A 24,754-nucleotide genomic window follows, 5' to 3' on the forward strand; every position below is an offset into this window, starting at 1 on the left:
ATTCCGATACTGAGGAGTCCGCATATCGAACTCGTTGCCCGTTTCGCGCAGTTGGCCCGAATTCGGACACGGATCGATTACGACGTGCTACACGCGTAGCTACAGATTGGTCAAGGCGAGGCAAAGAAAGTAAATAGAAGCCCAAGTCGAGTGAGATTTTATTGACCTTGAACGAATTGCGTTGAAAAAGTCCGGCGTAGCCCGTAGGGAGCGCCCTGCGGAGTCCTTGACCCACAGGGCACGGAGCATCATGACCCCCCCAACCCCTTCCCCGGCCGCCCCGCTCGAGGTGACCGACGAAGACAGCGCGACACCGACGAAGCCCTCCGGCTCACAAGGCTCCGAGAGTCGCTCGCCGGGACGGCTGGCCTGGAACCGTTTCAAGCGCGACCGGGCGGGCGTCATATCCGCCTACGTGGTGATCTTCTTCTTCGTTGTGGCCATCGGCGCGCCGCTCATCGCCAAGCTGTACGGCAAGGACCCGTACACCCTCTACGGCATGAACACCCCGGGCCTGCTCAACCAGTTCAACTACCCGGTGAAGGCCAACGGCGGCATCAGCTCCGACTTCTGGTTCGGCATCGAGCCGCAGCTCGGCCGGGACGTCTTCACCTTCCTGCTCTACGGCATCCGCAACTCGCTGCTGATCGCGACCACCGCCACCCTGCTGACGACTCTGCTCGGTGTCGTCATCGGCATCAGCGCCGGCTACGTGGGCGGCAAGACGGACTACCTGGTCGGCCGTGTGATCGACATCCTGCTGGCCTTCCCGCAGACCCTCTTCTACATCGCGTTCTGGCCCGTGGCGCTGGCGATCTTCGTCGCCTCGGACGAGAACACCCCGGTCTGGCTCACCGTCGTCAGCCTCATCCTCGTGCTGACCGTCTTCGGCTGGGCCTCCATCGCGCGACTGCTGCGCGGCGAGGTACTCGCCCTGCGCGAGCGGGAGTTCGTGGAGGCGGCCAAGGTCACCGGCGCCTCGCCGTCCCGCATCATCTTCAAGGAACTGCTGCCCAACCTTTGGACGCCGATCCTCATCCAGTCGACGCTGCTGCTCCCGGCGTACGTCACAGCGGAGGCCGGCCTCGCCTTCCTCGGCGTCGGTCTGCAGAACCCCACCCCTGACTGGGGCGTGATGATCCAGAACGGCTCCAACTACTACCAGGACGACATCACCTTCATGCTCTTCCCGGGCCTGACCATGGTGATCTTCGTCGTTGCCTTCAACCTGCTCGGCGACTCGGTCCGCGACGCGCTGGACCCGAAGACCAAGCGCTGAACTCCCCCACTCCGCTCGGGCGACGGGGCCCGGTCGGAGCGCACGAAGCATCTTCTCCATCCACAAGAAATCGGGTCAGTCATGTCTCTCTCCCGCAGAAATTTCGTCATAGCCACCTCTGTCGCGGCCGCGGGCTCGACGCTGCTGTCCGCGTGCAGCAGCGGCAACTCCGGCGGCAGCGGGAGCACTCCGAGTGACGGCGCCACCGCGTACACCGGCGCCAAGGTCACGGTCGGCACCAAGGAGGACTCGACCGGCCCGGCTCCGGAGATCGCCGGTGCGAAGAAGGGCGGCACGATCTACGGCCTCGCGCCCGACGACTTCTCCCACCTGGACCCGCAGCGCATCTACTACGCGTACAACTCGACGGTCGCGCTGCTCCTGCACCGCTGCCTGACCAGCTACAAGATCGACTCCTCCGGCAAGCAGAAGCTGGTCGGCGACCTGGCCACCGACACCGGCACCGCCTCCGCCGACAACAAGACCTGGACCTTCACGCTGAAGGAGGGGCTGAAGTGGGAGGACGGCAGCGAGCTGACCGTCGAGGACGTGCGCCACGGCATCGAGCGCTCCTGGGCCTCGTTCATCACCGAGGGCGCCAACTACGTCCAGTCCGCGCTGACCGGCAAGGCCGGCAAGTGGCGTGACGCGTACGAGGGTCCGTACAAGGGCAAGCACCTCTCGCAGATCGTGACGGACAAGGCCAAGCGCACCATCACCTTCAACCTGGCCGAGTCCAAGCCGGACTTCAACTTCACGCTGGCGATGCACTCCTACGCCGCGGTGTCCCCGAAGCTGGACACCAAGGAGAAGTACGACAAGAAGCCGGCCGCCTGCGGTCCGTACAAGATCAAGGCCCACACGACCGACAAGTCGATGGTCCTGACCCGCAACAAGTACTGGGACCCGAAGACCGACTCGATCCGCAACGCCTACCCGGACGGCTTCGAGTTCGACTTCGGCATCGAGACCCTGGACTCCACCGACCGCCTCATCGCGGACCAGGGCAAGGACCAGTACGCGGTGTCGATCTACAAGGGCGTCCCGGCCGAGCGCATCCAGAAGGTGCTCACCGACCCCGCGCTCAAGAAGCGCAGCTTCAACGGCCTGCTGACCGGTGTCTACTACTACGCGATCAACACCAAGCGCGTCACCGACCTCAAGGTCCGCCAGGCCCTCAACCACGCCTGGCCGCTGCAGCAGATCCGGCAGATCTACGGCGGCCCGTCCGCCGGTGACTTCGCGACCTCGATCATGAGCCCGGACCTCATCGGGTACAAGAAGTACGACGCGTACGGCAAGCTCACCAAGCCGCAGGGCGACCCGGCCAAGGCCAAGGCGCTCCTGAAGGAAGCCGGCAAGCTGGGCATGAAGGTCGTCTACGCGTACCCGCAGGACCCGACCTACGACAAGACCAAGGTCGTCATCGAGAACGCGCTGAAGGCGGCCGGCTTCACGCCGATCATCAAGCCGGTCGACTCCACGTCGTACTACGACCAGATCCAGCAGATCGACAACAGCTACGACGTGATGTGGTTCGGCTGGTCCCCGGACTGGCCGACGGCCTACACCGTGATCCAGCCGCTGTTCGACGGCGGGGCCATCGGCAACGGCATGAACAACATCTCGCAGACCGACATCAGCTGGATCAACGACGGCATCAAGAAGAACGCGGTCGTCCCCGACCAGGCCAAGGCGGGCGCGGCCTGGGCGGCGCTGGACGAGCGGATCATGAAGGAGGTCGCGCCGATCATCCCCGAGACGTTCTCGCGGCGCTACTACGTCTACGGTTCCAAGGTCGGCGGCGCCCAGTTCGACCCGAACTTCTCCGCGACCCTGCTGTACAAGACCTTCGTGAAGGCCTGACGTTCAACCCCTGGCGGGGCGGCCCCGGTGCCGCCCCGCCGCCTCACCCCCAACGGCATCCGTCAGGAAAACCCAACTGCCATGTTCCGCTTCCTTGTCCGCCGGACCCTCGGTGCGGCTGTGATCCTGCTGATCATCAGCGCCCTGGTGTTCGTCCTGTTCTACGCCGCCCCGCGCGACCCCGCCCGTATCGCCTGCGGCAAGGTCTGCACCCCGGAGACCCTGGCACTGGTGAAGAAGAACCTGGGGATCAACCACCCGCTCCCCGTGCAGTACTGGGACTGGCTCAAGGGCCTGTTCGTGGGGCGGGACTACGCCTCGTTCGGGCGCTGCGACGCGCCGTGCCTGGGCTACTCGTTCCAGAACCGCGAGCCCGTGCTGTCCACCATCCTGGACCGCTTCCCGGCCACGATCTCGCTGGCCCTCGGCAGCTCCGTGGTCTTCCTGATCTTCGGCGTCGGCAGCGGCATGCTGGCCGCCGTCAAGCAGGGCAAGACGCTGGACAAGATCGCCAGTTCGGCCTCGCTGATCGCGTCCTCGATGCAGATCTACGTCGTCGGCGTCTTCGCCACCTATCTACTGGTCGACCAGCTGCACTGGCTGGACCGCGCGAACTACACGCCGTTCACGGACAATCCGGCCCAGTGGGCACAGGGCCTCCTGGTGCCGTGGCTGGTGCTCTCACTGATCTTCACCGCCAACTACACGCGTATGACGCGCTCCCAGATGGTCGAGTCGCTCAGCGAGGACTACGTCCGCACGGCCCGCGCCAAGGGTCTCTCCCGCCGGACGGTGTTCTTCCGATTCGCCTGGCGCGGCGCCATGGGCCCGATCGTCACCATCTTCGGCCTCGACCTCGGCACCCTGCTCGGCGGCGCCATCATCACCGAGCAGACCTTCAGCATCCAGGGAATCGGACGGCTCTCCGTGAAGGCGGTCTCGACCAACGACCTGCCGATGCTGCTCGGAGTCGTCCTGGTCGCCGCGGCCGCGATCGTCGTCTTCAACATCATCGTCGATGCCGTGTACGCCCTCATCGACCCGCGCGTGCGCCTCGCGTAAGGAGAGCGAACCATGAGCACCCCCTTCCTCTCCATCCGGGACCTGCGCGTCCACTTCGGCACCGAGGACGGCATCGTCAAGGCCGTCGACGGTCTCTCCTTCGACCTGGAGAAGGGCAAGACCCTCGGCATCGTGGGCGAGTCCGGCTCCGGCAAGTCCGTGACCAACCTGGCGGTCCTGGGCCTGCACGACCCGCGCAACACCACGATCGACGGCGAGATCCTGCTCGACGGCAAGGAGCTGATCACCGCCTCCGAGCGCGAGCTGGAGCAGCTGCGCGGCAACAAGATGTCCATGATCTTCCAGGACGCGCTGGCCTCGCTGTCGCCGTACCACACCATCGGCGCGCAGATCGGCGAGACGTACCGCAAGCACACCGGCGCCTCCAAGAAGGAGGCCCGGACGCGGGCGATCGAGATGCTGCGCCGGGTGGGCATCCCGCAGCCGGACATGCGGGTGGACGACTACCCGCACCAGTTCTCCGGCGGTATGCGCCAGCGCGCGATGATCGCCATGGCACTGGTCTGCGACCCCGAGCTGCTGGTCGCCGACGAGCCGACGACGGCGCTGGACGTCACCGTGCAGGCCCAGATCATGGACCTCCTCAAGGACCTCCAGCAGGAGTTCGGCACCGCGATCATCTTCATCACGCACGACCTCGGTGTCATCGCCGACATCGCGGACGACGTGCTGGTGATGTACGGCGGCCGGTGTGTGGAGAAGGGCACCAAGAAGGAGGTGCTCAACACCCCGGAGCACCCCTACACGCTCGGTCTGCTGGGGTCGATGCCGAGCCTGGACGGGCCGGTCGACGTGCCGTTGTCCCCGATCCCGGGCTCGCCGCCCTCGCTGCTCAACCCGCCCTCGGGCTGCCGCTTCCACCCCCGGTGCGCCTTCACGGAGCAGGTCTCCGGCGGGCTCTGCTCGAGCGCGCAGCCGGCGCTGGAGGTCAGGGACGGCCGCGGTTCGGCGTGCCACCTGAAGCCGGAGCAGAAGCACGACCTGTTCGCCGACTACGCCACGGCGCGTACCAACTGACGTAAAAGAGACGGGACTTCACCACCATGAGCAGCACCACCCCCCTCCTGGACGTCAGCGGCCTGGTCAAACACTTCCCGGTCAAGGGCGGCTTCCCGATCCGGCGCACGGTCGGTGCCGTCCAGGCCGTGGACGGCCTCGACTTCCAGGTCGCCGAGGGCGAGGCCCTGGGCCTGGTCGGCGAGTCGGGCTGCGGCAAGTCGACCACCGGGCGCCTGATCACGCGACTCCTGGAGCCGACGGCCGGCAAGATCTCGTACCGCGGACAGGACATCACCCACGCGGGCCGCAAGCAGCTGGCGCCGGTCAGGTCCGAGATCCAGATGATCTTCCAGGACCCGTACGCATCGCTGAACCCGCGCCAGACGGTCGGCAAGATCATCTCCGGCCCGATGGAGATCAACGGGATCGAGCCGGAGGGTGGCCACGAGAAGCGCGTACGGGAGCTGTTGGAGACCGTCGGTCTCAACCCCGAGCACTACAACCGCTTCCCGCACGAGTTCTCCGGCGGCCAGCGTCAGCGCATCGGCGTGGCAAGGGCGTTGGCCCTGGAGCCGAAGCTGATCGTCGCCGACGAACCGGTGTCTGCTCTGGACGTCTCGATCCAGGCGCAGGTCGTGAACCTGCTCCAGCAGCTGCAGCGGGACCTCGGCATCGCGTTCGTCTTCATCGCCCACGACCTCGCGGTGGTCCGGCACTTCTCGCAGCGCGTGGCGGTCATGTACCTCGGTAAGATCGTGGAGATCGCCGACCGCGACGACCTGTACGAGAACCCGCGCCACCCCTACACGCGGGCTCTGCTGTCCGCCGTGCCCGAGGCCACCGCGGACGACACCCCGGCACGTGAGCGCATCCGTCTGACCGGCGACGTGCCCTCCCCGCTGAACCCGCCGTCGGGTTGCCGCTTCCGCACCCGTTGCTGGAAGGCGACGGACAAGTGCGCGAGCGAGGCCCCGCCGCTGGTCCAGGTCGAGGGCAACAAGCCCGGCCACCTGACGGCCTGCCACTACCCGGAGACGGCGGACACGGTTCCCGCTCCCCGTCTCTCCAAGGACCCCGAGGCGGCGGCCTGACACACCCCTTTACCGTCAGCCGCAACCTCTGTGGAACGGACCTTCTCGGCCCATTGACCCGAGCCCATGAATGTCCGATCCAGGGGAACGAAGGCCCGCGCCTACCCAGGCGCGGGCCTTTGCCTTCTCTCCGGGACCTGCTCAGGTAAGTCGCCGTCCCAACTTTGCCGACCGCCGGTTGTGTCCCTTCGTGTCCCACCACTCGTCGAGATGGGCATGGACGAGGTGCACGAGCTGCTGCAGTCGGTCGGGAGGGGGTACGGCCGAAGTGAGCACATCCGTCCAGGACTTGTCGTCCCAGGGGAGGGTGACGACCCAACGTTCATCCGGTTGGTCCTTGCGGCCCACAGTCAGCCAGTACGTCAGGGTCGCGCTGCGGTCCGGATGGTGCTCGACCGTCATTCTGGTGACGTCGAACCGGAGTCCGTCAGCGGTGACGTACGAGCGGCTCAGAGCCTGCTCTGCCGGTGTCTGTTCCTCCACAGGGGTCAACCACCTTTCACCTCGGCCCACACCCCGACACCAATTTCAGCAGCGAGCAGCGTCGGCGACCGCCGGCTGGTCGACCTTGTAGGCCGTCAGGAGGTCGTTGCGTCCGCCCGGGGTACCGATGATGGTGCGGAACTTCTCCACTCGCGGGCACTGATTGGCGTAGGTGGAGTAACCACCGCGGCCATTGGGGTCCCCGGTCCCGATGGCAGCGCTGATCTTCCGGTCCATCGTGCTGTTCCAGCCGTGCCCCGCCTTGATGTGCTTCCAGCCCCACGTGCTGGTGCCACAGCGCAGGGTGATGAAGGTGGGAGGCCCGACGGGCACCTCGCGGTAGTACTTCTTCAGGACGTAGGTGCGGCTGTGGCTCCTGCACTTGGCGTCAAAGCTGGTGGCCTGTGCTGTGACGGTCTGCCCGGATGCGGGTGACGCGGCGTACGCGGAACCGGCTGCCGGGATCAGCAGAGCCGGTATGACGACGGCAGCGGACAGCGCTGCTTTGACGGCAGTGTGGTGAAGCATGTGTTCCCCTCTGGTCTCCCCGTGGTCAGCGGGGAGTTGATGTACAAAGCGCCTCATCGGAGGCACCGCTTCACCGTTCCATCGCTGACCGAGTGCCGTCAACTGCATATACTCCAGGCCCTGCAGTCGCAGGCCTCACACCGCCGCAAGTTCGCACCACACGTACTTGCCCCGGTTGCCGTGCCTGGACAGGGGCTGCCAGCCCCACATGTCGGCGCACGCCCGGACCAGCGCCAGCCCCCTCCCCTCCTCCGCCTCGACGAGCTTCTCCAACGACCGCGGTGGCTGCGGCGGTTCGGGATCCGCGTCCCACGCCCCGATCCGCAGCACCCCCGCCGACCAGCGCACACGCAGGGCAGCCGGCCCCTTGGTGTGGCGTACGGCATTGGAGACCAGCTCGGTTGCGAGCAGCTCGGCGGTGTCCACGAGCCCGATCAGGCCGTGCACGGTGAGGATCAGGCGGAGGGTGCGGCGGCACACGGTGACCGCGCGGGGATCGTTCGGGATGTACAGGGAGTACTCCCAGGGTTCCGATTCGCTTTCGGGCATGCGTCAACTCCGGTTCAGTGGTGGGGGTTTCGGAGGGCCGCGGAATTTGCGGGCGGTGGCATTGCCGCAGCCGTCGTGGCAGGACGGAGCGGTGCGCTTCCGGTGCCCCGGCATTTCGCAGCGTGTGCGTCGCGTCACTAACGGTAGACCTCGATTTACAGGTCAAGCAAGCTCGTCGCGTAATCTGACCCTGAACGAGTCGCGCTTACAGGCGCGTTGAGCCGAGGAGCGGTGCATGGCCGGGTTGAGGCGCGATCCAACGGCGCGTCAGGTGCGTCTGGGGATCGAATTGCGCAGGCTTCGTGACGTGGCAGGCCTCACGGGCCGAGAGGCGGCGGCACTGCTCGGGGTCAGTTCCGCGCAGATCAACCAGATCGAGTCCGCCCTCACCGGCGTCAGCGAGAAGCGTCTGCGTCGACTGGCCGCCAACTATGCCTGTTCCGATGGGGAGTTGATCGACGCACTAGCAGCGGTGGCGACAGACCGGGCGCGTGGCTGGTGGGAGGAGTACCGCGGCCTTCTGCCCACCTCGTTCCTGGACATCGCCGAGTTGGAGCACCACGCCATCTACCGCGACGATGTGGAATTCCTGTTCATCCCGGGCCTGCTTCAGACCGAGGACTACGCCCGAGCCGCCTTCTCCTCCAGAGTCCCCGAACTCCCCCGCGAGGACCTCGAACTGCGCGTCCGGCACCGAATGCAGCGCAGAGCGATCTTCGAACGCCCCACCCCCACCCCGTACAAGGCAATCATCCACGAGGCGGCGCTGCGCATCCGAGTCGGCGACCGCACCACCTCGCGGGCTCAACTCGCTCGCGTCCTGGAACTCTCCGAGGCGGATCACATCGTCGTGCGGGTCATCCCCTTCGACCTGGACGGCTTCGGCGGGACCTGGAGCACCATGATGCTGGCCGGCGGCACCGTCCCCAGGCTGGACACCGCCGTTCGCGACGCGCCTCACGGCACGGCCTTCATCGACTCCGAGGCTCAACTCAGCGTCTTTCGAACAGTCTTCCGTAGGGTAGAAGCGGTATCGCACAACCCCGCAAGGTCGCGCGATTTCATCCACGCCCTGGCCAAGGAACTGTGAGGCACACCGTGACCACCCCCGACAACTGGCGCAAGTCGTCCTACTCCGGCGGCGGCGACGGCAACAACTGCGTGGAAATCGCCGACAACCGCACCCGAGTAGCGATACGCGATTCCAAGGACCCCGCCTACGGCACCCTCACCTTCCCCACCGAAGCCTTCACCCCCTTCATCGACGCCCTGAAGACCCCTCACGCCGGGAAGCGCTAGCTCCCGTCGCCCGCGCCCTCCTCCAACGCCGCCAACGCCGGATCCAGCACAATGTCCTCGTCCCGTGCCTCGATCGTCGGCTCCTCCGGGAAGTGGCAGGCCGTCAGGTGGCCGGTGTGGTTGCCGGAGATCTGGATCAGCGGCGGCTCCTCGGCCGCGCACTTGTCCTGCGCCTTCCAGCAGCGGGTGCGGAAGCGGCAGCCGGAGGGTGGGGAGATGGGGGACGGGACGTCTCCGGCCAGGCGGATGCGCTCGCGCCCGCCCGTGTCCTGCTCGTCGGAGAGGTTCACCTCCGGGACGGCGGACAGCAGGGCGTGGGTGTAGGGGTGGCGAGGGCGGGTGTAGATGGACGCGCGGTCGCCGACCTCGATGATCTTGCCGAGGTACATGACCGCGACACGGTGCGAGAAGTGCCGTACGACGGCCAGGTCGTGGGCGATGAAGAGGAAGGCGATGCCCAGTTCCTTCTGGACCTCCTGGAGCAGGTTGACCACCTGCGCCTGGATCGAGACGTCCAGGGCCGAGACGGGCTCGTCGGCGACGATCAGCTTGGGTTCCAGGGCCAACGCCCTTGCCACACCGATCCGTTGACGCTGGCCGCCGGAGAACTCGTGCGGGAAGCGGTTGTAGTGCTCAGGGTTGAGGCCGACGATCTCCAGGAGTTCGCGGACGCGCCCCTCCCTTCCGCCCTCCGGCTCGATCCCGTTGATCTCCATCGGGCCGGAGATGATCTTGCCGACCGTCTGGCGCGGGTTCAGTGACGAATACGGGTCCTGGAAGATCATCTGGATCTCGGACCTGACCGGCGCCAGTTCCCTGCGGGTGGCGTGGGTGATGTCCCGGCCGCGGTACGAGATCTTCCCGGCCGTCGGCGCGAGGAGCTTGGTGATCAGCCGGCCGGTGGTCGACTTGCCGCAGCCCGACTCCCCCACCAGGCCGAAGCTCTCGCCGACGTGCACGGTCAGGTCGATGCCGTCCACGGCCTGCACGGCGCCGACCGTGCGCCGGATCGGGAAGCCACCCTTGACCGGGAAGTGCTTGGTGAGCCCCGCGACTTCGAGCAGCGGCTCCCCCGGGCCGGCGCCCGCGTCCCTCGGAGCGGGGAGGACGAGGTCCTCTGTCATGACGTCTCCTCCTAGCCCAGACCGGGCTTGATCTCTTCCACGAAGATGGTGTGTTTCTGCTCCGCCGTGAGGTGGCACGCGGAGGCGCGGTCGGGGGCCAGCAGCGGGCGTTCGGTGACGCAACGGGTGCCGTCGACCCGGTCCTGGAAGGTGCAGCGGGGGTGGAAACGGCAGCCGGACGGCGGCGTGAGGAGGGAGGGCGGGGCGCCGGGGATCGGGTTGAGAGGGGCGGACAGGTCCGAGTCCAGGCGCGGCATGGAGTTCAACAGGCCCCAGGTGTACGGGTGTTGCGGCGAACGCAGGACCTCGCTCGTCGTGCCCCGCTCCACCGCGCCGCCCGCGTACATCACCATGATGTCGTCGGCCATGTCGGCGATGACCCCGAGGTCGTGCGTGATGAAGATGATCGCCGAGCCGAACTCCTGCTGCAGGTCCTTGAGCAGATCGAGGATCTGGGCCTGGACGGTCACGTCCAGAGCCGTCGTCGGCTCGTCGGCGATCAGCAGGTCGGGGTCGCAGACCAGCGCCATGGCGATCATCGCGCGCTGGCGCATACCGCCGGAGAACTGGTGCGGGTAATCCTTCGCCCGCTCCTTGGGATTGGGGATGCCGACCTTGCCGAGCATCTCCACCGCCCGCGCCCAGGCCGCCCTCTTCGAGGCCCCGGTGTGCTTCATGAACGGCTCGGCGATCTGCCGGCCCACCGTGTAGTACGGCGACAGCGAGGCCAGCGCGTCCTGGAAGATCATGGCGACCTTGTTGCCGCGCAACTTCTCCAGCTCCGACTCCCGAGCCGTGGTCAACTCCCGCCCCTCCAGCAGGATTTCGCCCTCGACCGTGGTGAACATCGGGTTGTGCAGCCCGAGGATCGTCAGGTTGGTGACGGACTTGCCGGAGCCCGACTCGCCCACGATGCCCAGCGTGCGGCCGCGCTCCAGGTCGAAGGAGAGCCCGTCGACGGCCTTCACGATGCCGTCCTCGGTCCTGAAGCTGACGTGCAGGTCCCGCACGGAGAGGAAGGCGCCCGCGTCGGCCGGTACGGGCGCCCCGGCTTCCTTGGTCACAGTGGTCACGACAGTCTCCTCATACCCGGCCTAGGACAGCCGCACGCGCGGGTCGATGACGGCGTAGCAGGCGTCGACGACGATGTTGAAAAGCAGGATCATGGTGGCCGAGAACAGCATCACGCCCAGCAGCAGCGGCAGATCGCTGAACGACACGGCGTCCACGGCGAGATGGCCGAGCCCCGGCAGCCCGAAGGTGTACTCGGTGATGATGGCGCCGCCGAGCAAGGACCCGAGGTCGATGCCGAAGATGGTGACGATCGGGATGAGCGAACCGCGCCAGGCGTAGCGGAAGAAGACGTATCTGCGGGACATGCCCTTGGCGCGGGCGGTGCGTACGTGCTCCTCCTGGAGCTGCTCGATCATCGACGAGCGCGCCATACGGGTGTACTGCGAGGCGAAGATCGTGGACAGCACCACCCAGGGAATGATCAGCCCGCTGAACCAGGTGACCGGATCCGCGGTGAAGTCGTTGTAGGCGGGCTTGCTGAAGATGTGCGTCTGGTAGACCAGCGCGGCCAGCGCCAGGGGGCCCAGGAAGTAGATCTGCATCGAACTGAGCACCATCGACCCCGCGGTGACCGTCTTGTCCAGCAGCGTGCCCCGCCTCCAGGCGGCGATCACGCCGGTGCCGAGACCCACGATCAGGAAGACCACCGCGCCGCCCAGGGTCAGCGAGATCGTGATGGGCAGCCGGTCCATGAGCGTGGCCCAGACTTGGTCGTTGGTGTGGTACGAGTACCCGAAACAGGGGGCGGGGCAAGGGCCTTGGGCGAACTGGCTGCTGCCGAAGAGAACGTTGTGCAGGAAGATCCCGTACTGCTCGGGGATCGACTTGTCGAGGCCGAGCACATGGTGGATGTTCGCGAGGCTGGTCGGGTTGCACGTCTTGCCGCACATCAGCAGCGCCGGGTCACGCGGCATCCCGAAGAACAGCAGGAACGTCACGATGCTCAGCAGGAAAAGGATGACGACGGCACCGAGGAACCGGCGGAAGAGGAAGCGCAGCATGACAGGGGCAGCTCTCTGACGTCGACGGGCCGGGCGGTACCCGGTGCGCCCGCCCCGCGGGGCTCACACACCGGGTACCGGTCGGACACGGGCTACTTGATGAACAGACGACGCGGGTCGACGCCGCCGATCACGTCGTCGTAGACGAAGCCGCCGACCTTGGAACCGGCGATCTGGGTCTGCTTGTAGTACGCGGTCGGAACCTCGTTCACCACCTTGGTGAGGAGGTACTTGTCGAGCTTCTCCCACTCCGCCGCGGACTTGACCGGGTCGGTGATCTTGTTGATGCGGTCGATCTCGCTGTTCACGTGCTCGTCGTTGACCTGCGAGTAGTTCGACGAGCCGTCGGCGATCAGCCTGCCGTCGTACAGCGGCGGGATGACGGTCGAGGAGGACGGCCAGTCGGCGCCCCACGCGGTGTGGAAGATGTCGTAGTTGTTGTTCACCTTGCTGACCTGGTCGTAGTACGACTCGGCCGGGATCTCCTGGCGCTGGACGTCGAAGCCGGCCTTCTTGAGGCCCGCCGCCATGGCCGTGGAGTACTGCTGGCCCTCAGGGGTGTTGATGTAGCCGAAGGTCAGCTTCATGTTGAGCTTGCCGGCCTTCTTGAGCAGCGCCTTGGCCTTGGCCGGGTCGCCCGCGGGCTTCTTCTTCTTGCCGTACGGGTCGAATTTCGCGTCGTAGCCACTGACGGTCGGGCTGATCAGACCGCCGGCGACCTCCATGGCGTCGGTGCCGCCGTAGGCACGGACGAACGGCGTGACCGGCAGAGCGTAGGCGATGGCCTTGCGGATGTTGATGTCCTTGAGCTCGGGCTTGTTCAGGTTGATGTTCATCTGGCCGACGTACGACTGGTAGCCGGAGATCGTGCGGGCCTTGAGCTTCGGATCCTTGAGGACGCTGGACAGGTTGCCCGCGTCGACCTGGTTGCTGAGGCTGATGCCGGCCTGGTCGGCGCCGCTGTCGGCGAGGAGCGCCTTGGTGGACTGCTCGAACTGCTGGTTGAACGTGAAGTCCCACTGGTTCACGTACTGGTTGCGGATCGGGTCGCTCTTCGGGTCCCAGTTGGTGTTCTTGACGAGCACCATCGACTTGCCGGACTTGAACGACTGGATCTTGTAGGGACCGGTCGTCACCGGGTTCTTGTCGTACTTCTCCTTGGTGTCGCCCTTGGCCGACACGACGGAGTAACCGGCCATGGCCAGCGCGTACGGCAGGTCCGGGTGCGGCGACTTGAACTTGAAGACGATGGTCTTTTCGTCCGGCGTCTGCAGGACGCTGTCCGGCAGGTGCTTGCCCTTGTACGGGCCGTCCGGCAGCAGCTTGCGGTACTCGGTGCCGGAGGTGTTGGCCAGCCACTGCTGGATGTAGGTCGGGCCCTGGTTGATGAAGGACGCGAACTGCCGCTCGAAGGTCTGGCGGACGTCCTTGGACGTGATCGCGGTGCCGTCCGCGAACTTGAGACCGTCCTTGAGCGTGTACTTCCAGGTCTTGCCGCCGTCCGTGGTGGTCCCGGAGTCGGTGGCCAGGTCGCCGACGACCTCGTGCACCTTGCCGCTGTCGCTGGCCTTGTAACCGGTCAGGCCTCTGTGGATCAGCTGCGCGACCGCCATCTCGTCGGAGACATAGATCTGCGCGGGGTCGAGGTGGGCGAAGCTGTCGCGCTGCAGCACCTCCATCGTGCCGCCCGACTTGGCGCCCTTCACGGCAGCAGCGGGCCCCTGGGAATCCGCCGCGTCGCCGAACTTGATCGACGACTGCTGCCGCTTGGCGTTCTCCTGGTCCTGCTTGTTGTTGTCGCTCGCGTCGCTGCCGCCCTTGCTGCAACCGGTGAGCACGAGTGCCCCGGCCGCGAACACGGACAATGCGGCGTATGCGTGGCGTCCGCTCCTACTCATCACTCAGTTTCCACCCATCTGTGTGTCACCAGTGCAAATCAGGAATGGCCGTGCGGATCCGGGCGAGACGCCCTCGAACTGTCCGGTCAGCGCGACGACTTGGGATCGAAGGCGTCTCTGACCGAGTCCCCGAGCAGGTTGAACGCGACGACGAAGATGATCATCGAGATGCCGGGGAAGAACATGTAGGTGATGTCGTTCTGCAGCACGAGCTCGGTGGAGGCCTTGGCGAACATCTGACCCCAGTCGGGCGTCGGTTCGACGATCCCGACGCCGAGGAACGACAGACCGGCCTCGATCGTCACGAAGTTCGGCAGCAGATACGTGGACTGCACCAGCAGCGGTGTCACCACGTTCGGCAGGATCTCCTTGCGGATGATCCGCCAGGGCGACGCCCCGCTCACCTTGGCCGCTTCGATGAACTCCCGTTCTCGCAGGGCGAGCGTCGTGCCGCGCAGAATGCGGGCGAGGCTCATCCAGCCGAGGACCCACTGCACCACGATCAGCGCGAGCACCCGTACATACGTCGGCGTCTCGTCGCGCGGACTCACGAACAGCGAGACCACGACCGGCATGCTGGCGATGAAGAACAGCTGCGAGGGGAAGGCGAGCAGGAAGTCGATGACGCGGCCGATGGCGTAGTCGGTCTTGCCGCCCGCGTAACCCGCCGTCACTCCGAGGAGGATGCCGGTGACGACGACGGCGAGGGTGACCGCGACGGAGATCATCAGCGAGGTGCGGATGCCGTAGATCAGCTTGGTGAACACGTCGTAGCCGTTGCCCGGTTCGAGGCCGAACCAGAACTCGCCGCTGATGCCGCCGTTGGGCTGCACCGGCACACCCGCGCTGTCGAACAGATCCGGGCGCTCGTCGGCGTACACGGTGTAGGGGTTCTTGCCGTACGCCTTCGAGATCAGCGGAGCCGCCGCCGCGACCAGGAAGAAGAAGATCACGACACAGGCCGAGATCACGCCGGTGCGGTCGCGCTTGAAGCGGATCCACATCAACTGGCCGGGAGACCGGCCCTCCAGCGCCTTGGCCTCGGGTGTCCCCGGAGGCCGTGCCGCGCCGTCGACCACGACCGACGTACCGCCGCCCTCGACGTCGATAGGACTTGTCACAGTTCGCCCATTTCACAGGTGTGGGTGTGCCGAGCCGGCGACCGGCGCAGGGTGTGCGCGATCGCGGACCGGATCATGAAGAAGCGTCAGGGCACCCGAGGATGGCGGGAAACCCGCAGCCGGACGCGCGTAGGCGTAAGCCCGCACTGAGCGGCCGGCTATTTCCTCAGACTGAACCGCCGTATGCGGGAGGGCAGTTGCGTGCTACGGACGGCGTGACCCACCTGGTGTTCGTGACACCGCGCATGGGGCTCCTCCTCATGACTCCACGTGTTCACCAACAGGAGGGGGCACGTGTCTGCCCTCCGACACCCCTGACGGAGGGTCAAACGCCCCCTGGTGCTCGTGAGTCGGCGCTGTCCCCACAGCGCGAGACCCATTGACCCGAGCGCTACGCGGCTAACTATCTGCCATGAGCCAGGTACCGACCACCGTCTTTAAATCTCAATTCAGTCACAGCTGGCTCCTACACCTTCCAAAACTTGGACAAACTGTTCGGGAGGAGAAGGCCACGAAACGGACGTGTTACATGGCTATCGGGCGCGAGGGTCCGCATTACGGACACAGGGCGCCAGAAAATGGGTTGCAAAAAGCCCGGGCACCCCCAAGATGGGGGCGCCCGGGCCTCAAATGGCTTGTTGTCAGCCGTGCTTGGCGCGGCTCGCGGAGCGACCGCGCTCCTTCTGGTCGAGGACGACCTTGCGGATGCGAACGGACTCCGGGGTCACCTCGACGCACTCGTCGTCGCGGCAGAACTCCAGGGACTGCTCCAGGGAGAGCTTGCGCGGCGGCACGATCGCCTCGAACGAGTCGGCGGCGGCCGAGCGCATGTTGGTGAGCTTCTTCTCCTTGGTGATGTTCACGTCCATGTCGTCGGAGCGCGAGTTCTCGCCGACGATCATGCCCTCGTACACCTCGGTGCCGGGGTCGGTGAACAGCACACCGCGCTCCTGGAGGTTCGTCATCGCGAACGCGGTGACGGCGCCGGCGCGGTCGGCGACCAGCGAACCGTTGTTCCGGGTCGTCAGCACGCCGAACCACGGCTCGTGGCCCTCGTGGATGGAGTGCGCGATGCCCGTGCCGCGCGTACCGGTCAGGAACTCGGTACGGAAGCCGATGAGACCGCGGGACGGAACGACGAACTCGAGGCGGACCCAGCCCGAGCCGTGGTTGGACATGTTGTCCATCCGGCCCTTGCGGACGCCCATGAGCTGCGTGACCGCGCCCATGTGCTCCTCGGGCACGTCGATCGTCATGCGCTCGACCGGCTCGTACGTCTTGCCGTCGACCTGCTGGGTGACCACCTGCGGCTTGCCGATGGTCAGCTCGAAGCCCTCGCGGCGCATCTGCTCCACCAGGATGGCCAGCGCCAGCTCACCGCGGCCCTGCACCTCCCAGGTGTCGGGGCGCTCGGTCTCGAGCACGCGGAGCGAGACATTGCCGATCAGCTCGCGGTCCAGGCGGTCCTTGACCTGACGGGCGGTGACCTTGCGGTCCTTGACCGCGGCCTTCGCGCTGGCGCCCTTGCCGGTGCCGCCGCGGCCGACCAGCGGCGAGGTGTTGGTACCGATGGTCATCGAGATCGCCGGCTCGTCGACCGTGATCAGCGGCAGCGGGATCGGGTTCTCGGGGTCGGCGAGCGTCTCGCCGATCATGATGTCCGGGATACCGGCCACGGCGCAGATGTCACCGGGGCCCGCCATCTCGGCCGGCTTGCGGGTGAGCGCCTCGGTCATCAGCAGCTCGGTGATGCGGACGTTGGACATCGTGCCGTCACGCTTGATCCACGTGACGGTCTGGCCCTTGCGCAGCTCGCCCTGCTCGACACGGAGCAGCGCGATACGGCCGAGGAAGTTGTCGGCGTCCAGGTTCGTGACGTGCGCCTGGAGCGGGGCCGCCTCGTCGTACTCGGGAGCCGGGACGTGGGACAGGATCGTGGAGAAGAACGGCTCCAGGCTGTCGCTGTCGGCCGGGACGGTGCCGTCCTCCGGCTTGGTGAGCGAAGCCACACCGTCACGCGCACAGGCGTAGACGATGGGGAACTCGATCTGGTCCTCGTCGGCGTCGAGGTCGAGGAAGAGGTCGTAGGCCTCGTTGACGACCTCGTCGATGCGCGAGTCGGGGCGGTCCGTCTTGTTGATGCACAGGATGACGGGCAGGCGGGCCTGCAGCGCCTTGCGCAGCACGAAGCGGGTCTGGGGCAGCGGGCCCTCGGAGGCGTCGACCAGCAGGACCACCGCGTCCACCATCGACAGACCGCGCTCGACCTCGCCACCGAAGTCGGCGTGGCCCGGGGTGTCGATGATGTTGATGGTGATGACGTCGCCGCCATCCTTCGGGTGGTACTTCACGGCCGTGTTCTTGGCCAGGATCGTGATGCCCTTCTCACGCTCCAGGTCGTTCGAGTCCATCATGCGGTCGTCGAGCGACTCGGCGGCGTGCGCCGCGAAGGCACCGGCCTGCTTCAGCATGGCGTCGACAAGGGTCGTCTTGCCGTGGTCGACGTGGGCGACGATGGCGACATTGCGGATGTCGTGGCGCGTGGCCATATTGCGGCGTACTCCCGGAGTGTGAGGAAGGCCTGTGCGTACGTCCGTGTGACGCGGCCTTGCCGGGCTTGACACGCCACGGCCTTACCCCATGGTACGTGGCCCTGGGAGAGGCAGCCTCCGCAGGGCCACGCGGCTCAGTCTCCGGACGGGCTCGCGGAGGGCTTCGCGCCCTTCTTCAGGAAGCCGATGTCCTCGTAGAGCGGGGTCTGGAAACCGAAGGATCCGGCGTTCACCAGGTCTTTCTTCGTGGCCGTCAGCTGGGGGCGCTGGTAGAGCGGGATGGAGCCGGCGGCCGCCCAGATCCGGGAGTCGGCCTTGCGGAGCAGGGAGCGGTTCTCGTCGCCGTCCAGGGTGGCGGCGGCCTGGTCGAAGAGCTGGTCGACCTGGTCGGTGCCGATGCGGGTGTAGTTCTGCTCGACGTCGAGCGAGCCGTCGGCGGCCGGGACCGGCTTGGCGTAGACGGGCCGGGAGTCCGTGGCGGGGAAGGCGGAGGCGGGCCAGGAGTACAGGGCGAGGTCGAACTGACCGGACGCGATGTGGTCCTTGAAGTAGCTCTCGTCGGAGACCTTCTTGATCTCCGTGCTGATGCCGACCCGCTGCAGCATCCGGCTGATCCGGTCGGCCACGGTGCGCAGGACTTCCGAGCCGGCTCCCGACGGGAGCACGAAGCGGAGGCTGAGCGGCTTGCCGTCCTTGGCGAGCGCACCGGCCGCGGCACCCGCCGGGGCGGCGGTGCCCTTGGGGGCGTAGGCGCCGGGTGCGCCGCCCTGCTGCAGCTGCTGCTCGGCGTACTTGCCGTCCGCGAGGTGCTTGCCGCCCTCCTCGCTGCCCTTCCTCTGGTGGTCCCGGGGGTCCTTGTCGTCCTCCCCCTTGTTGTCCGCCTTGTTGTCCTCGTTGGCCTCGCCGACGATGTACGTCCCCTCGTCGCCGCCCTCGGACTCGTCGTCGGTCTTCCTGCCCTCGGCGCCGGCGGCCTTCTCGCCCTTCTTCGCCTGCTCCTTGACGGGACCGCCGCGCACCCACCCGGCGTCCGCGAGCAGTGCCTGCGCCTCCTTGGTGTCCTGACCGCCGAGCGCGCCGCTGTTGTCGGCGTAGACGGCCTGCCCGGACAGCGCGAGGTGGCTGCCGACGGGCACCGCGGGCAGCCCGAGCGGCTTGAGGACGACCTCGGCGAGCGCCTCGCGGTCGAGGGCACGGGCGACGGCGCGGCGGACGCGCTCGTCCGCGAGGGCGCCCTGGGAGCCGTTGAGGGCGAGCTGGGTGTAGGCCGGCTCCAGCGACTTGCGGACCACGAGACCGTTCAGGGCCTTCGCCGCGGTGCGCCCCGCGCCCGGGCCCATGAGCGGCGTGGCCGTGCCCTTGGCCCGGTCGGCCACGGCGATGCGCTGGGCGTCGGAGGGGTCGATCTCGGCCAGGTCGATCTTCCCGTCGGCCAGCGCGGTGGCCCGCTTGTCCAGCGGTACGGCCTTGAAGTCGATCTCGGTGAGCTTCGCGGGCCGGCCCCACCAGCGCGGGTTGCGGACGAGGGAGACCTGCTCGTTCTTGCGGTCGACCTGCTTCAGCGCGAAGGGCCCGGCGGTGACCTTGAGCTTGGTGCGCGCCCCGTCGTTGAAGGCGTCCGGCGTCCCCATGACGTCCTTGGGGTACAGCGGCGAGAACAGCGACTTCCAGTCGGCGTACGGCCGCGCGAAGGTGACCTTGACCTCGAGGTCGTTGGCGCCGCGCTCGATCTTCTCGATGCGGTCGTAGCCGGCGTTGCGGGCCGTCCAGTACGAGCTGTCCTTGCCGGACAGGGCGCGCCACTGGGCGACGAAGTCGGGGGCGCCGATCTCGCGGCCGTCGCTCCAGACGGCCTGCTGGTCGAGCTTGTAGAGGACGACCTGCTTGGGCTCGGTCTTCACGACCTTGGCCGACTCCAGGTAGTCGGCGTTGCGCTGCGGCCGCCCGTTGACGTCCAGCCGGTACATGGAGGGCAGGACGGCCTGCGCGATGCGGCTGGTGGCCGCGTCGGCGTCCGACTGGAAGGTGTTCAGGGTGTCCGGCATGTCGTCCACGGCCCACCGCAGCGTGCCGCCGTCGACGACCTGGCCACGGGCGGCTGGGGCGATGTCCTGGCCCGCGAGGGGCTTGCCCGCCTTGTCCTCGGAGGCGCAGCCGCCGAGTGCGGGCACCACGAGCACACCCGCGGTGAGGAAGGCGACCGAGCGCATGACCGCGCTGCGACCGGGCCTGGGGCCGACGCCGTGGTGGGACATCTCTGCTACCTCCGGGGAGCCGCTCCCGCCGGTGACATGGGTGGGGGTCTGATCACATTTGGCGGTATTTTGGAGTTGATCAGATCTACGGCACCACTGAAGAGGAAAGGGTTCGCCTACCGGGAGCGACACGGCGACAGGCGCGGGGAAGCTCACCCGTGCGGCGCAACACGCGCCCCCGGCGCACACAGAGCGCTTGCGGGCGTGCACTGGAGGCGTTCAATCCGCCAATCGCTGCACATCCCTTCCCACCGGCAGGTGTGACGCGCAACACTCGCAGGCGCATGAACGTTGCCACCTGGGGCCTGACGGCCCATGGAAGTGAGGTCACGTCATGTCCGTGCAAGACGACCTGACGACAATGCAGCGCTGCCTGGACGACCTGTCCCGGTCCGTGGGCCGCCTGGAGAAGCAGCTGGGCAGTGGCGGGCTCGACATGCGCCGCGTCCGTGCCGACGCCGATCACCTGCGGGAGAGCGTCGCGCTCCTGCGCGACGCGGCATCGACTCCGGCTGCGCCCCGCAAGCCGGAACTCGTCACCATCCCCGACACCCCCTACGACCCCTCCCTGTGGGTCGACACGGACGACGAGGGACTCGGCGCCCGCGACCGCCACGCCCCCTGAACCCGACCGGAGTCATGAGTTGGCCACTGGTACGGAACCACATCTGAACAGCGGCGGCGTACGGACCGGTACGCGCGCCGCGATCGACGCCCCGCATCTGCGGACCGACCGCTGGTGGCTGGCCCCGGCCGCCACCGCGGCCGGTCTGCTGGCCTTCATCGTGTACTCGACGTGGCGGGCCTTCGCGAATGCGGACTACTACTCGGCGCCGTATGTCTCGCCGTTCTACTCGCCGTGCCTGGCGGAGAACTGCAAGAACATGCCCTCGGGCCCGAACGCCGACCTCTTCGGCAGCTGGTGGGCGATCTCCCCGGCGATCATCATCCTGATCTTCCCGCTGGGCTTCCGCCTGACCTGCTACTACTACCGCAAGGCCTACTACCGCGGCTTCTGGGCATCGCCCCCGGCCTGCGCGGTGGCCGAGCCGCACAAGAAGTACTCCGGTGAGACCCGCTTCCCGCTGATCCTGCAGAACATCCACCGGTACTTCTTCTACGCGGCCATCCTGGTCGCCGGCATCCTGACGTACGACACGGTGCTGTCCTTCCGGGACACGGACGAGAACTGGGGCCACATGGGCCTCGGCACTCTCGTGTTCCTGGTCAACATCACGCTGATCTGGGCGTACACGATCTCCTGCCACTCCTGCCGGCACATCGTCGGCGGGAAGCTCAAACACTTCTCCAAGCACCCCGTGCGCTACCAGGCGTGGCAGTTCGTCGGGAAGCTGAATGCCCGTCACATGCTGCTTGCCTGGGCGTCGTTGGTGAGCGTGGCGCTCGCCGACTTCTACGTCTATCTGCTCGCTTCAGGCGCCTTCGACGATCCGAGGTTCTTCTGATGTCCGTGGTCGACCGCCAGGAGTGGGACGTTGTCGTGGTCGGCGCCGGGGGCGCCGGACTGCGTGCGGCCATCGAGGCGCGCGAGCGCGGCGCTCGTACGGCCGTGATCTGCAAGTCGCTGTTCGGCAAGGCGCACACCGTGATGGCCGAGGGCGGCATCGCGGCGGCGATGGCCAATGTCAACGAGCACGACAACTGGCAGGTCCACTTCCGCGACACCATGCGCGGCGGCAAGTTCCTCAACCAGTGGCGGATGGCCGAGCTGCACGCGCAGGAGGCCCCGGACCGGGTGTGGGAGCTGGAGACCTGGGGTGCCCTCTTCGACCGTACGAAAGAGGGCAAGATCTCGCAGCGCAACTTCGGCGGCCACGAGTACCCGCGCCTCGCGCACGTCGGCGACCGCACCGGCCTCGAACTCATCCGCACCCTCCAGCAGAAGATCGTGTCGCTCCAGCAGGAGGACAAGAAGGAGACCGGTGACTACGAGTCGCGTCTGAAGGTCTTCCAGGAGTGCACCATCACGCGGATCCTCAAGGACGGCAGCCGGGTCTCCGGTGTCTTCGGATACGAGCGTGAGACCGGCCGTTTCCTCGTCCTCGAAGCCCCGTCCGTGGTCATCGCGACCGGCGGCATCGGCAAGTCCTTCAAGGTGACGTCGAACTCGTGGGAGTACACGGGCGACGGACACGCGCTCGCGCTGCTGGCCGGGGCGCCGCTGCTGAACATGGAGTTCGTGCAGTTCCACCCGACCGGGATGGTCTGGCCGCCGTCGGTCAAGGGCATCCTCGTCACCGAGTCCGTCCGCGGTGACGGCGGGGTACTGCGCAACTCCGAGGGCAAGCGGTTCATGTTCGACTACATCCCCGACGTCTTCAAGGAGAAGTACGCCGAGTCGGAGGAGGAGGGCGACCGCTGGTACGAGGACGCGGACAACAACCGGCGTCCTCCGGAGCTGCTGCCCCGCGACGAGGTGGCCCGTGCGATCAACTCCGAGGTGAAGGCGGGCCGCGGCTCCCCGCACGGCGGCGTCTTCCTGGACGTGTCGACGCGTATGCCGGCCGAGGTCATCCGGCGCCGACTGCCGTCCATGTACCACCAGTTCAAGGAGCTGGCGGACGTGGACATCACCGCGGAGGCGATGGAGGTCGGGCCGACCTGTCACTACGTGATGGGCGGCATCGCGGTCGAGTCGGACACCGCCGCCGCGCGCGGGGTGCCGGGGCTGTTCGCGGCCGGCGAGGTGGCCGGCGGCATGCACGGCTCCAACCGGCTCGGCGGCAACTCGCTGTCCGACCTGCTGGTGTTCGGGCGCCGGGCGGGCTGGCACGCGGCCGAGCACTCGGCGGCCCTGGCCTTCGAACGCCCCGCCGTCGACGAGGTCCAGGTCGACACGGCGGCCGCGGAGGCGCTGCGCCCCTTCTCCGCCGAGGGCCCCGCGCCCGGCGCGGACGACGGACGCCCGCCGGAGAACCCGTACACCCTCCACCAGGAGCTCCAGCAGACCATGAACGACCTCGTCGGCATCATCCGCCGCGAGGCCGAGATGGAGCAGGCACTGGAGAAGCTGGCGAATCTCCGCGTACGGGCCCGCCGGGCCGGCGTCGAGGGGCACCGCCAGTTCAACCCCGGCTGGCACCTCGCCCTGGACCTGCGCAACATGCTGCTGGTCAGCGAATGCGTGGCCCGGGCGGCCCTGGAGCGCACGGAGTCCCGCGGCGGCCACACCCGCGAGGACCATCCGACGATGGAACGCGAGTGGCGCCGCCTCAACCTGCTGTGCCAACTGACCGACCCCACGGGCGGTTTGGCGGCCACGGACCCCGTCCGCGGCCAGATCGCCCTGACCCGTGAGACCACCGACCCCATCCGCGCCGACCTGCTCGCCCTCTTCGAGAAGGAGGAGCTGGTCAAGTACCTCGCCGAAGAGGAGCTGTACGAGTGAGCAGCTACGAGGCCCGTTTCAAGGTGTGGCGGGGTGACATCAAGGGCGGCGGCCTGGAGGACTTCAAGGTCGAGGTCAACGACGGTGAGGTGGTCCTCGACATCATCCACCGCCTCCAGGCCAGTCAGGCTCCCGACCTCGCCGTGCGCTGGAACTGCAAGGCGGGCAAGTGCGGTTCGTGCTCGGCGGAGATCAACGGGCGGCCGCGGCTGTTGTGCATGACGCGCATGTCGGTGTTCACGCGGGAGGAGACCATCACCGTCACGCCGCTGCGCGCCTTCCCCGTCGTACGCGACCTGGTGACGGACGTCGGCTTCAACTACACGAAGGCGCGCGAGGTCCCGGCCTTCGTCCCGCCGGAGGACCTCGGCCCCGGCGAGTACCGGATGATGCAGGAGGACGTGGACCGCTCGCAGGAGTTCCGCAAGTGCATCGAGTGCTTCCTGTGCCAGGACACCTGCCATGTCGTCCGCGACCACGAGGAGAACAAGACGGCGTTCGCCGGCCCGCGCTTCCTGATGCGGGTCGCGGAGCTGGACATGCACCCGCTGGACGCGGCCGCCGAGGACGGACTCGACCGCAAGAAGGCCGCCCAGGACGAACACGGCCTCGGCTACTGCAACATCACCAAGTGCTGCACGGAGGTGTGCCCCGAGGGCATCAAGATCACGGACAACGCGCTGATTCCCTTGAAGGAGCGGGCAGTCGACCGCAAGTACGACCCGTTGGTGTGGCTGGGGTCGAAGATCAGGAGGCGGTCTTCGTAGGGCGCTGACCAGGGTCTTGAGGGGTGCGGCCCCGGCGGTAGGACAGCCGTTGCAGGGACAGGCCGACGAAGGCCACGGCCATGCCGGCCATCGAGGGCAGGAAGTGGGCGGTGGCCGGGCCCTGCAACGGGCCGAGGTAGAGGAACGTCCCGAACCCGGCCATGGTGGTCAGGGTGCCGTACCCCCACACCCGGGGCCGGAGCACCTTGGCGCGCCCCGCCCCCGGGGGCAGCCAGCCGATGGTGATCGCGAGGACGCCGAACACCACGCCGGCCGTCACGACGACGGCACCGACACCGCTCAGCAGATGCAAGTTGCTCACGAGCCCCCCTCATGACCGCGCCCGGAGCCTCGTCCGCACGCCAGGGGCATGATG

General features: G+C 67.3%; 22 protein-coding genes. 11 read left to right on the forward strand and 11 right to left on the reverse strand.

Annotated features, from left to right (window positions below; all coding sequences use genetic code 11):
- The first annotated feature begins 250 nt into the window (after positions 1-250).
- The 5 genes from OG303_RS18950 to OG303_RS18970 all read left to right on the forward strand — a co-directional run bounded on the left by OG303_RS18950 (position 251) and on the right by OG303_RS18970 (position 6,318).
- On the forward strand, positions 251-1,279 hold the full coding sequence (locus OG303_RS18950) for an ABC transporter permease (RefSeq protein WP_405869580.1): 1,029 nt from the start codon (positions 251-253) through the stop codon (positions 1,277-1,279).
- Between the two features lie 81 nt (positions 1,280-1,360).
- Complete coding sequence (locus OG303_RS18955; protein ID WP_405869581.1) at positions 1,361-3,145, forward strand: ABC transporter substrate-binding protein; 1,785 nt, start codon at positions 1,361-1,363, stop codon at positions 3,143-3,145.
- 81 nt (positions 3,146-3,226) lie between these two features.
- Positions 3,227-4,207, forward strand: a complete 981-nt coding sequence (locus OG303_RS18960; protein ID WP_405869582.1) for an ABC transporter permease — start codon at positions 3,227-3,229, stop codon at positions 4,205-4,207.
- A gap of 12 nt (positions 4,208-4,219) precedes the next feature.
- Positions 4,220-5,245: an ABC transporter ATP-binding protein gene (locus tag OG303_RS18965; RefSeq protein WP_405869583.1), complete on the forward strand. Its 1,026-nt coding sequence runs from the start codon at positions 4,220-4,222 to the stop codon at positions 5,243-5,245.
- 26 nt (positions 5,246-5,271) lie between these two features.
- Positions 5,272-6,318 (forward strand): ABC transporter ATP-binding protein, encoded by a 1,047-nt coding sequence (locus tag OG303_RS18970; protein ID WP_405869584.1) that lies wholly within the window; start codon positions 5,272-5,274, stop codon positions 6,316-6,318.
- A 141-nt stretch (positions 6,319-6,459) separates the two neighbouring features.
- Here OG303_RS18970 and OG303_RS18975 read toward each other — a convergent pair whose 3' ends face one another.
- The 3 genes from OG303_RS18975 to OG303_RS18985 all read right to left on the reverse strand — a co-directional run bounded on the left by OG303_RS18975 (position 6,460) and on the right by OG303_RS18985 (position 7,878).
- Entirely contained in the window at positions 6,460-6,801 is a 342-nt protein-coding gene (locus tag OG303_RS18975) for a hypothetical protein (protein WP_405869585.1), read from the reverse strand.
- Positions 6,802-6,846: 45 nt separating this feature from the next.
- Complete coding sequence (locus OG303_RS18980; RefSeq protein ID WP_405869586.1) at positions 6,847-7,329, reverse strand: hypothetical protein; 483 nt, start codon at positions 7,327-7,329, stop codon at positions 6,847-6,849.
- A gap of 135 nt (positions 7,330-7,464) precedes the next feature.
- Positions 7,465-7,878: an ATP-binding protein gene (locus tag OG303_RS18985; protein ID WP_405869587.1), complete on the reverse strand. Its 414-nt coding sequence runs from the start codon at positions 7,876-7,878 to the stop codon at positions 7,465-7,467.
- 235 nt (positions 7,879-8,113) lie between these two features.
- Between OG303_RS18985 and OG303_RS18990 the strand changes: the two genes are divergently transcribed.
- On the forward strand, positions 8,114-8,968 hold the full coding sequence (locus OG303_RS18990; RefSeq protein ID WP_405869588.1) for a helix-turn-helix domain-containing protein: 855 nt from the start codon (positions 8,114-8,116) through the stop codon (positions 8,966-8,968).
- An 8-nt stretch (positions 8,969-8,976) separates the two neighbouring features.
- Positions 8,977-9,177 (forward strand): DUF397 domain-containing protein, encoded by a 201-nt coding sequence (locus OG303_RS18995; RefSeq protein ID WP_405869589.1) that lies wholly within the window; start codon positions 8,977-8,979, stop codon positions 9,175-9,177.
- Here the strand turns inward: OG303_RS18995 and OG303_RS19000 are convergent.
- The 7 genes from OG303_RS19000 to OG303_RS19030 form a co-directional block, all read right to left on the reverse strand.
- Positions 9,174-10,301 carry an ABC transporter ATP-binding protein gene (locus OG303_RS19000; protein ID WP_405869590.1) on the reverse strand — a complete coding sequence of 376 codons (1,128 nt, stop codon included), beginning with the start codon at positions 10,299-10,301 and terminating at the stop codon, positions 9,174-9,176. The two genes, OG303_RS18995 and OG303_RS19000, sit on opposite strands and share 4 nt — an antisense overlap.
- 11 nt (positions 10,302-10,312) lie before the next feature.
- Positions 10,313-11,374 (reverse strand): ABC transporter ATP-binding protein, encoded by a 1,062-nt coding sequence (locus OG303_RS19005; RefSeq protein ID WP_405869591.1) that lies wholly within the window; start codon positions 11,372-11,374, stop codon positions 10,313-10,315.
- A 21-nt stretch (positions 11,375-11,395) separates the two neighbouring features.
- A complete protein-coding gene (locus OG303_RS19010) occupies positions 11,396-12,376 on the reverse strand; it encodes an ABC transporter permease (RefSeq protein ID WP_405869592.1) in 981 nt (326 codons plus the stop codon).
- A gap of 92 nt (positions 12,377-12,468) precedes the next feature.
- Positions 12,469-14,274: an ABC transporter substrate-binding protein gene (locus tag OG303_RS19015; RefSeq protein WP_405869593.1), complete on the reverse strand. Its 1,806-nt coding sequence runs from the start codon at positions 14,272-14,274 to the stop codon at positions 12,469-12,471.
- A gap of 86 nt (positions 14,275-14,360) precedes the next feature.
- A complete protein-coding gene (locus OG303_RS19020; RefSeq protein ID WP_405869594.1) occupies positions 14,361-15,395 on the reverse strand; it encodes an ABC transporter permease in 1,035 nt (344 codons plus the stop codon).
- Between the two features lie 641 nt (positions 15,396-16,036).
- Complete coding sequence (typA, locus tag OG303_RS19025; RefSeq protein WP_405869595.1) at positions 16,037-17,944, reverse strand: translational GTPase TypA; 1,908 nt, start codon at positions 17,942-17,944, stop codon at positions 16,037-16,039.
- 137 nt (positions 17,945-18,081) lie between these two features.
- Positions 18,082-20,202: an ABC transporter family substrate-binding protein gene (locus OG303_RS19030; protein WP_405869596.1), complete on the reverse strand. Its 2,121-nt coding sequence runs from the start codon at positions 20,200-20,202 to the stop codon at positions 18,082-18,084.
- A gap of 334 nt (positions 20,203-20,536) precedes the next feature.
- Between OG303_RS19030 and OG303_RS19035 the strand changes: the two genes are divergently transcribed.
- Genes OG303_RS19035 through OG303_RS19050 form a run of 4 tightly spaced genes read left to right on the forward strand, consistent with a single transcriptional unit; the run spans position 20,537 to position 24,378 of the window.
- Positions 20,537-20,827: a hypothetical protein gene (locus OG303_RS19035; RefSeq protein WP_405869597.1), complete on the forward strand. Its 291-nt coding sequence runs from the start codon at positions 20,537-20,539 to the stop codon at positions 20,825-20,827.
- Between the two features lie 19 nt (positions 20,828-20,846).
- On the forward strand, positions 20,847-21,668 hold the full coding sequence (locus OG303_RS19040; protein WP_405869598.1) for a hypothetical protein: 822 nt from the start codon (positions 20,847-20,849) through the stop codon (positions 21,666-21,668).
- On the forward strand, positions 21,668-23,611 hold the full coding sequence (locus OG303_RS19045) for a fumarate reductase/succinate dehydrogenase flavoprotein subunit (RefSeq protein ID WP_405869599.1): 1,944 nt from the start codon (positions 21,668-21,670) through the stop codon (positions 23,609-23,611). Before OG303_RS19040 ends, OG303_RS19045 begins: the two co-directional genes overlap by 1 nt.
- Positions 23,608-24,378, forward strand: coding sequence for a succinate dehydrogenase/fumarate reductase iron-sulfur subunit (locus OG303_RS19050; protein ID WP_405869600.1), 771 nt, complete (start codon positions 23,608-23,610; stop codon positions 24,376-24,378). The genes OG303_RS19045 and OG303_RS19050 overlap by 4 nt, the downstream gene beginning before the upstream one ends.
- Here the strand turns inward: OG303_RS19050 and OG303_RS19055 are convergent.
- A complete protein-coding gene (locus OG303_RS19055) occupies positions 24,359-24,700 on the reverse strand; it encodes a hypothetical protein (RefSeq protein WP_405869601.1) in 342 nt (113 codons plus the stop codon). The genes OG303_RS19050 and OG303_RS19055 overlap by 20 nt on opposite strands.
- Between the last annotated feature and the right edge of the window lie 54 nt (positions 24,701-24,754).

The organism is Streptomyces sp. NBC_00005, from assembly GCF_045160215.1.
Classification (GTDB): domain Bacteria; phylum Actinomycetota; class Actinomycetes; order Streptomycetales; family Streptomycetaceae; genus Streptomyces.

Coding starts and splice junctions, on each gene's coding strand:
- OG303_RS18950 (WP_405869580.1), top strand. CDS start 251: ATGACCCCCCCAACCCCTTCCCCGGCCGCCCCGCTCGAGGTGACCGAC.
- OG303_RS18955 (WP_405869581.1), top strand. CDS start 1,361: ATGTCTCTCTCCCGCAGAAATTTCGTCATAGCCACCTCTGTCGCGGCC.
- OG303_RS18960 (WP_405869582.1), top strand. CDS start 3,227: ATGTTCCGCTTCCTTGTCCGCCGGACCCTCGGTGCGGCTGTGATCCTG.
- OG303_RS18965 (WP_405869583.1), top strand. CDS start 4,220: ATGAGCACCCCCTTCCTCTCCATCCGGGACCTGCGCGTCCACTTCGGC.
- OG303_RS18970 (WP_405869584.1), top strand. CDS start 5,272: ATGAGCAGCACCACCCCCCTCCTGGACGTCAGCGGCCTGGTCAAACAC.
- OG303_RS18980 (WP_405869586.1), bottom strand. CDS start 7,329: ATGCTTCACCACACTGCCGTCAAAGCAGCGCTGTCCGCTGCCGTCGTC.
- OG303_RS18985 (WP_405869587.1), bottom strand. CDS start 7,878: ATGCCCGAAAGCGAATCGGAACCCTGGGAGTACTCCCTGTACATCCCG.
- OG303_RS18990 (WP_405869588.1), top strand. CDS start 8,114: ATGGCCGGGTTGAGGCGCGATCCAACGGCGCGTCAGGTGCGTCTGGGG.
- OG303_RS19000 (WP_405869590.1), bottom strand. CDS start 10,301: ATGACAGAGGACCTCGTCCTCCCCGCTCCGAGGGACGCGGGCGCCGGC.
- OG303_RS19010 (WP_405869592.1), bottom strand. CDS start 12,376: ATGCTGCGCTTCCTCTTCCGCCGGTTCCTCGGTGCCGTCGTCATCCTT.
- OG303_RS19015 (WP_405869593.1), bottom strand. CDS start 14,274: ATGAGTAGGAGCGGACGCCACGCATACGCCGCATTGTCCGTGTTCGCG.
- typA (WP_405869595.1), bottom strand. CDS start 17,944: ATGGCCACGCGCCACGACATCCGCAATGTCGCCATCGTCGCCCACGTC.
- OG303_RS19030 (WP_405869596.1), bottom strand. CDS start 20,202: ATGTCCCACCACGGCGTCGGCCCCAGGCCCGGTCGCAGCGCGGTCATG.
- OG303_RS19035 (WP_405869597.1), top strand. CDS start 20,537: ATGTCCGTGCAAGACGACCTGACGACAATGCAGCGCTGCCTGGACGAC.
- OG303_RS19045 (WP_405869599.1), top strand. CDS start 21,668: ATGTCCGTGGTCGACCGCCAGGAGTGGGACGTTGTCGTGGTCGGCGCC.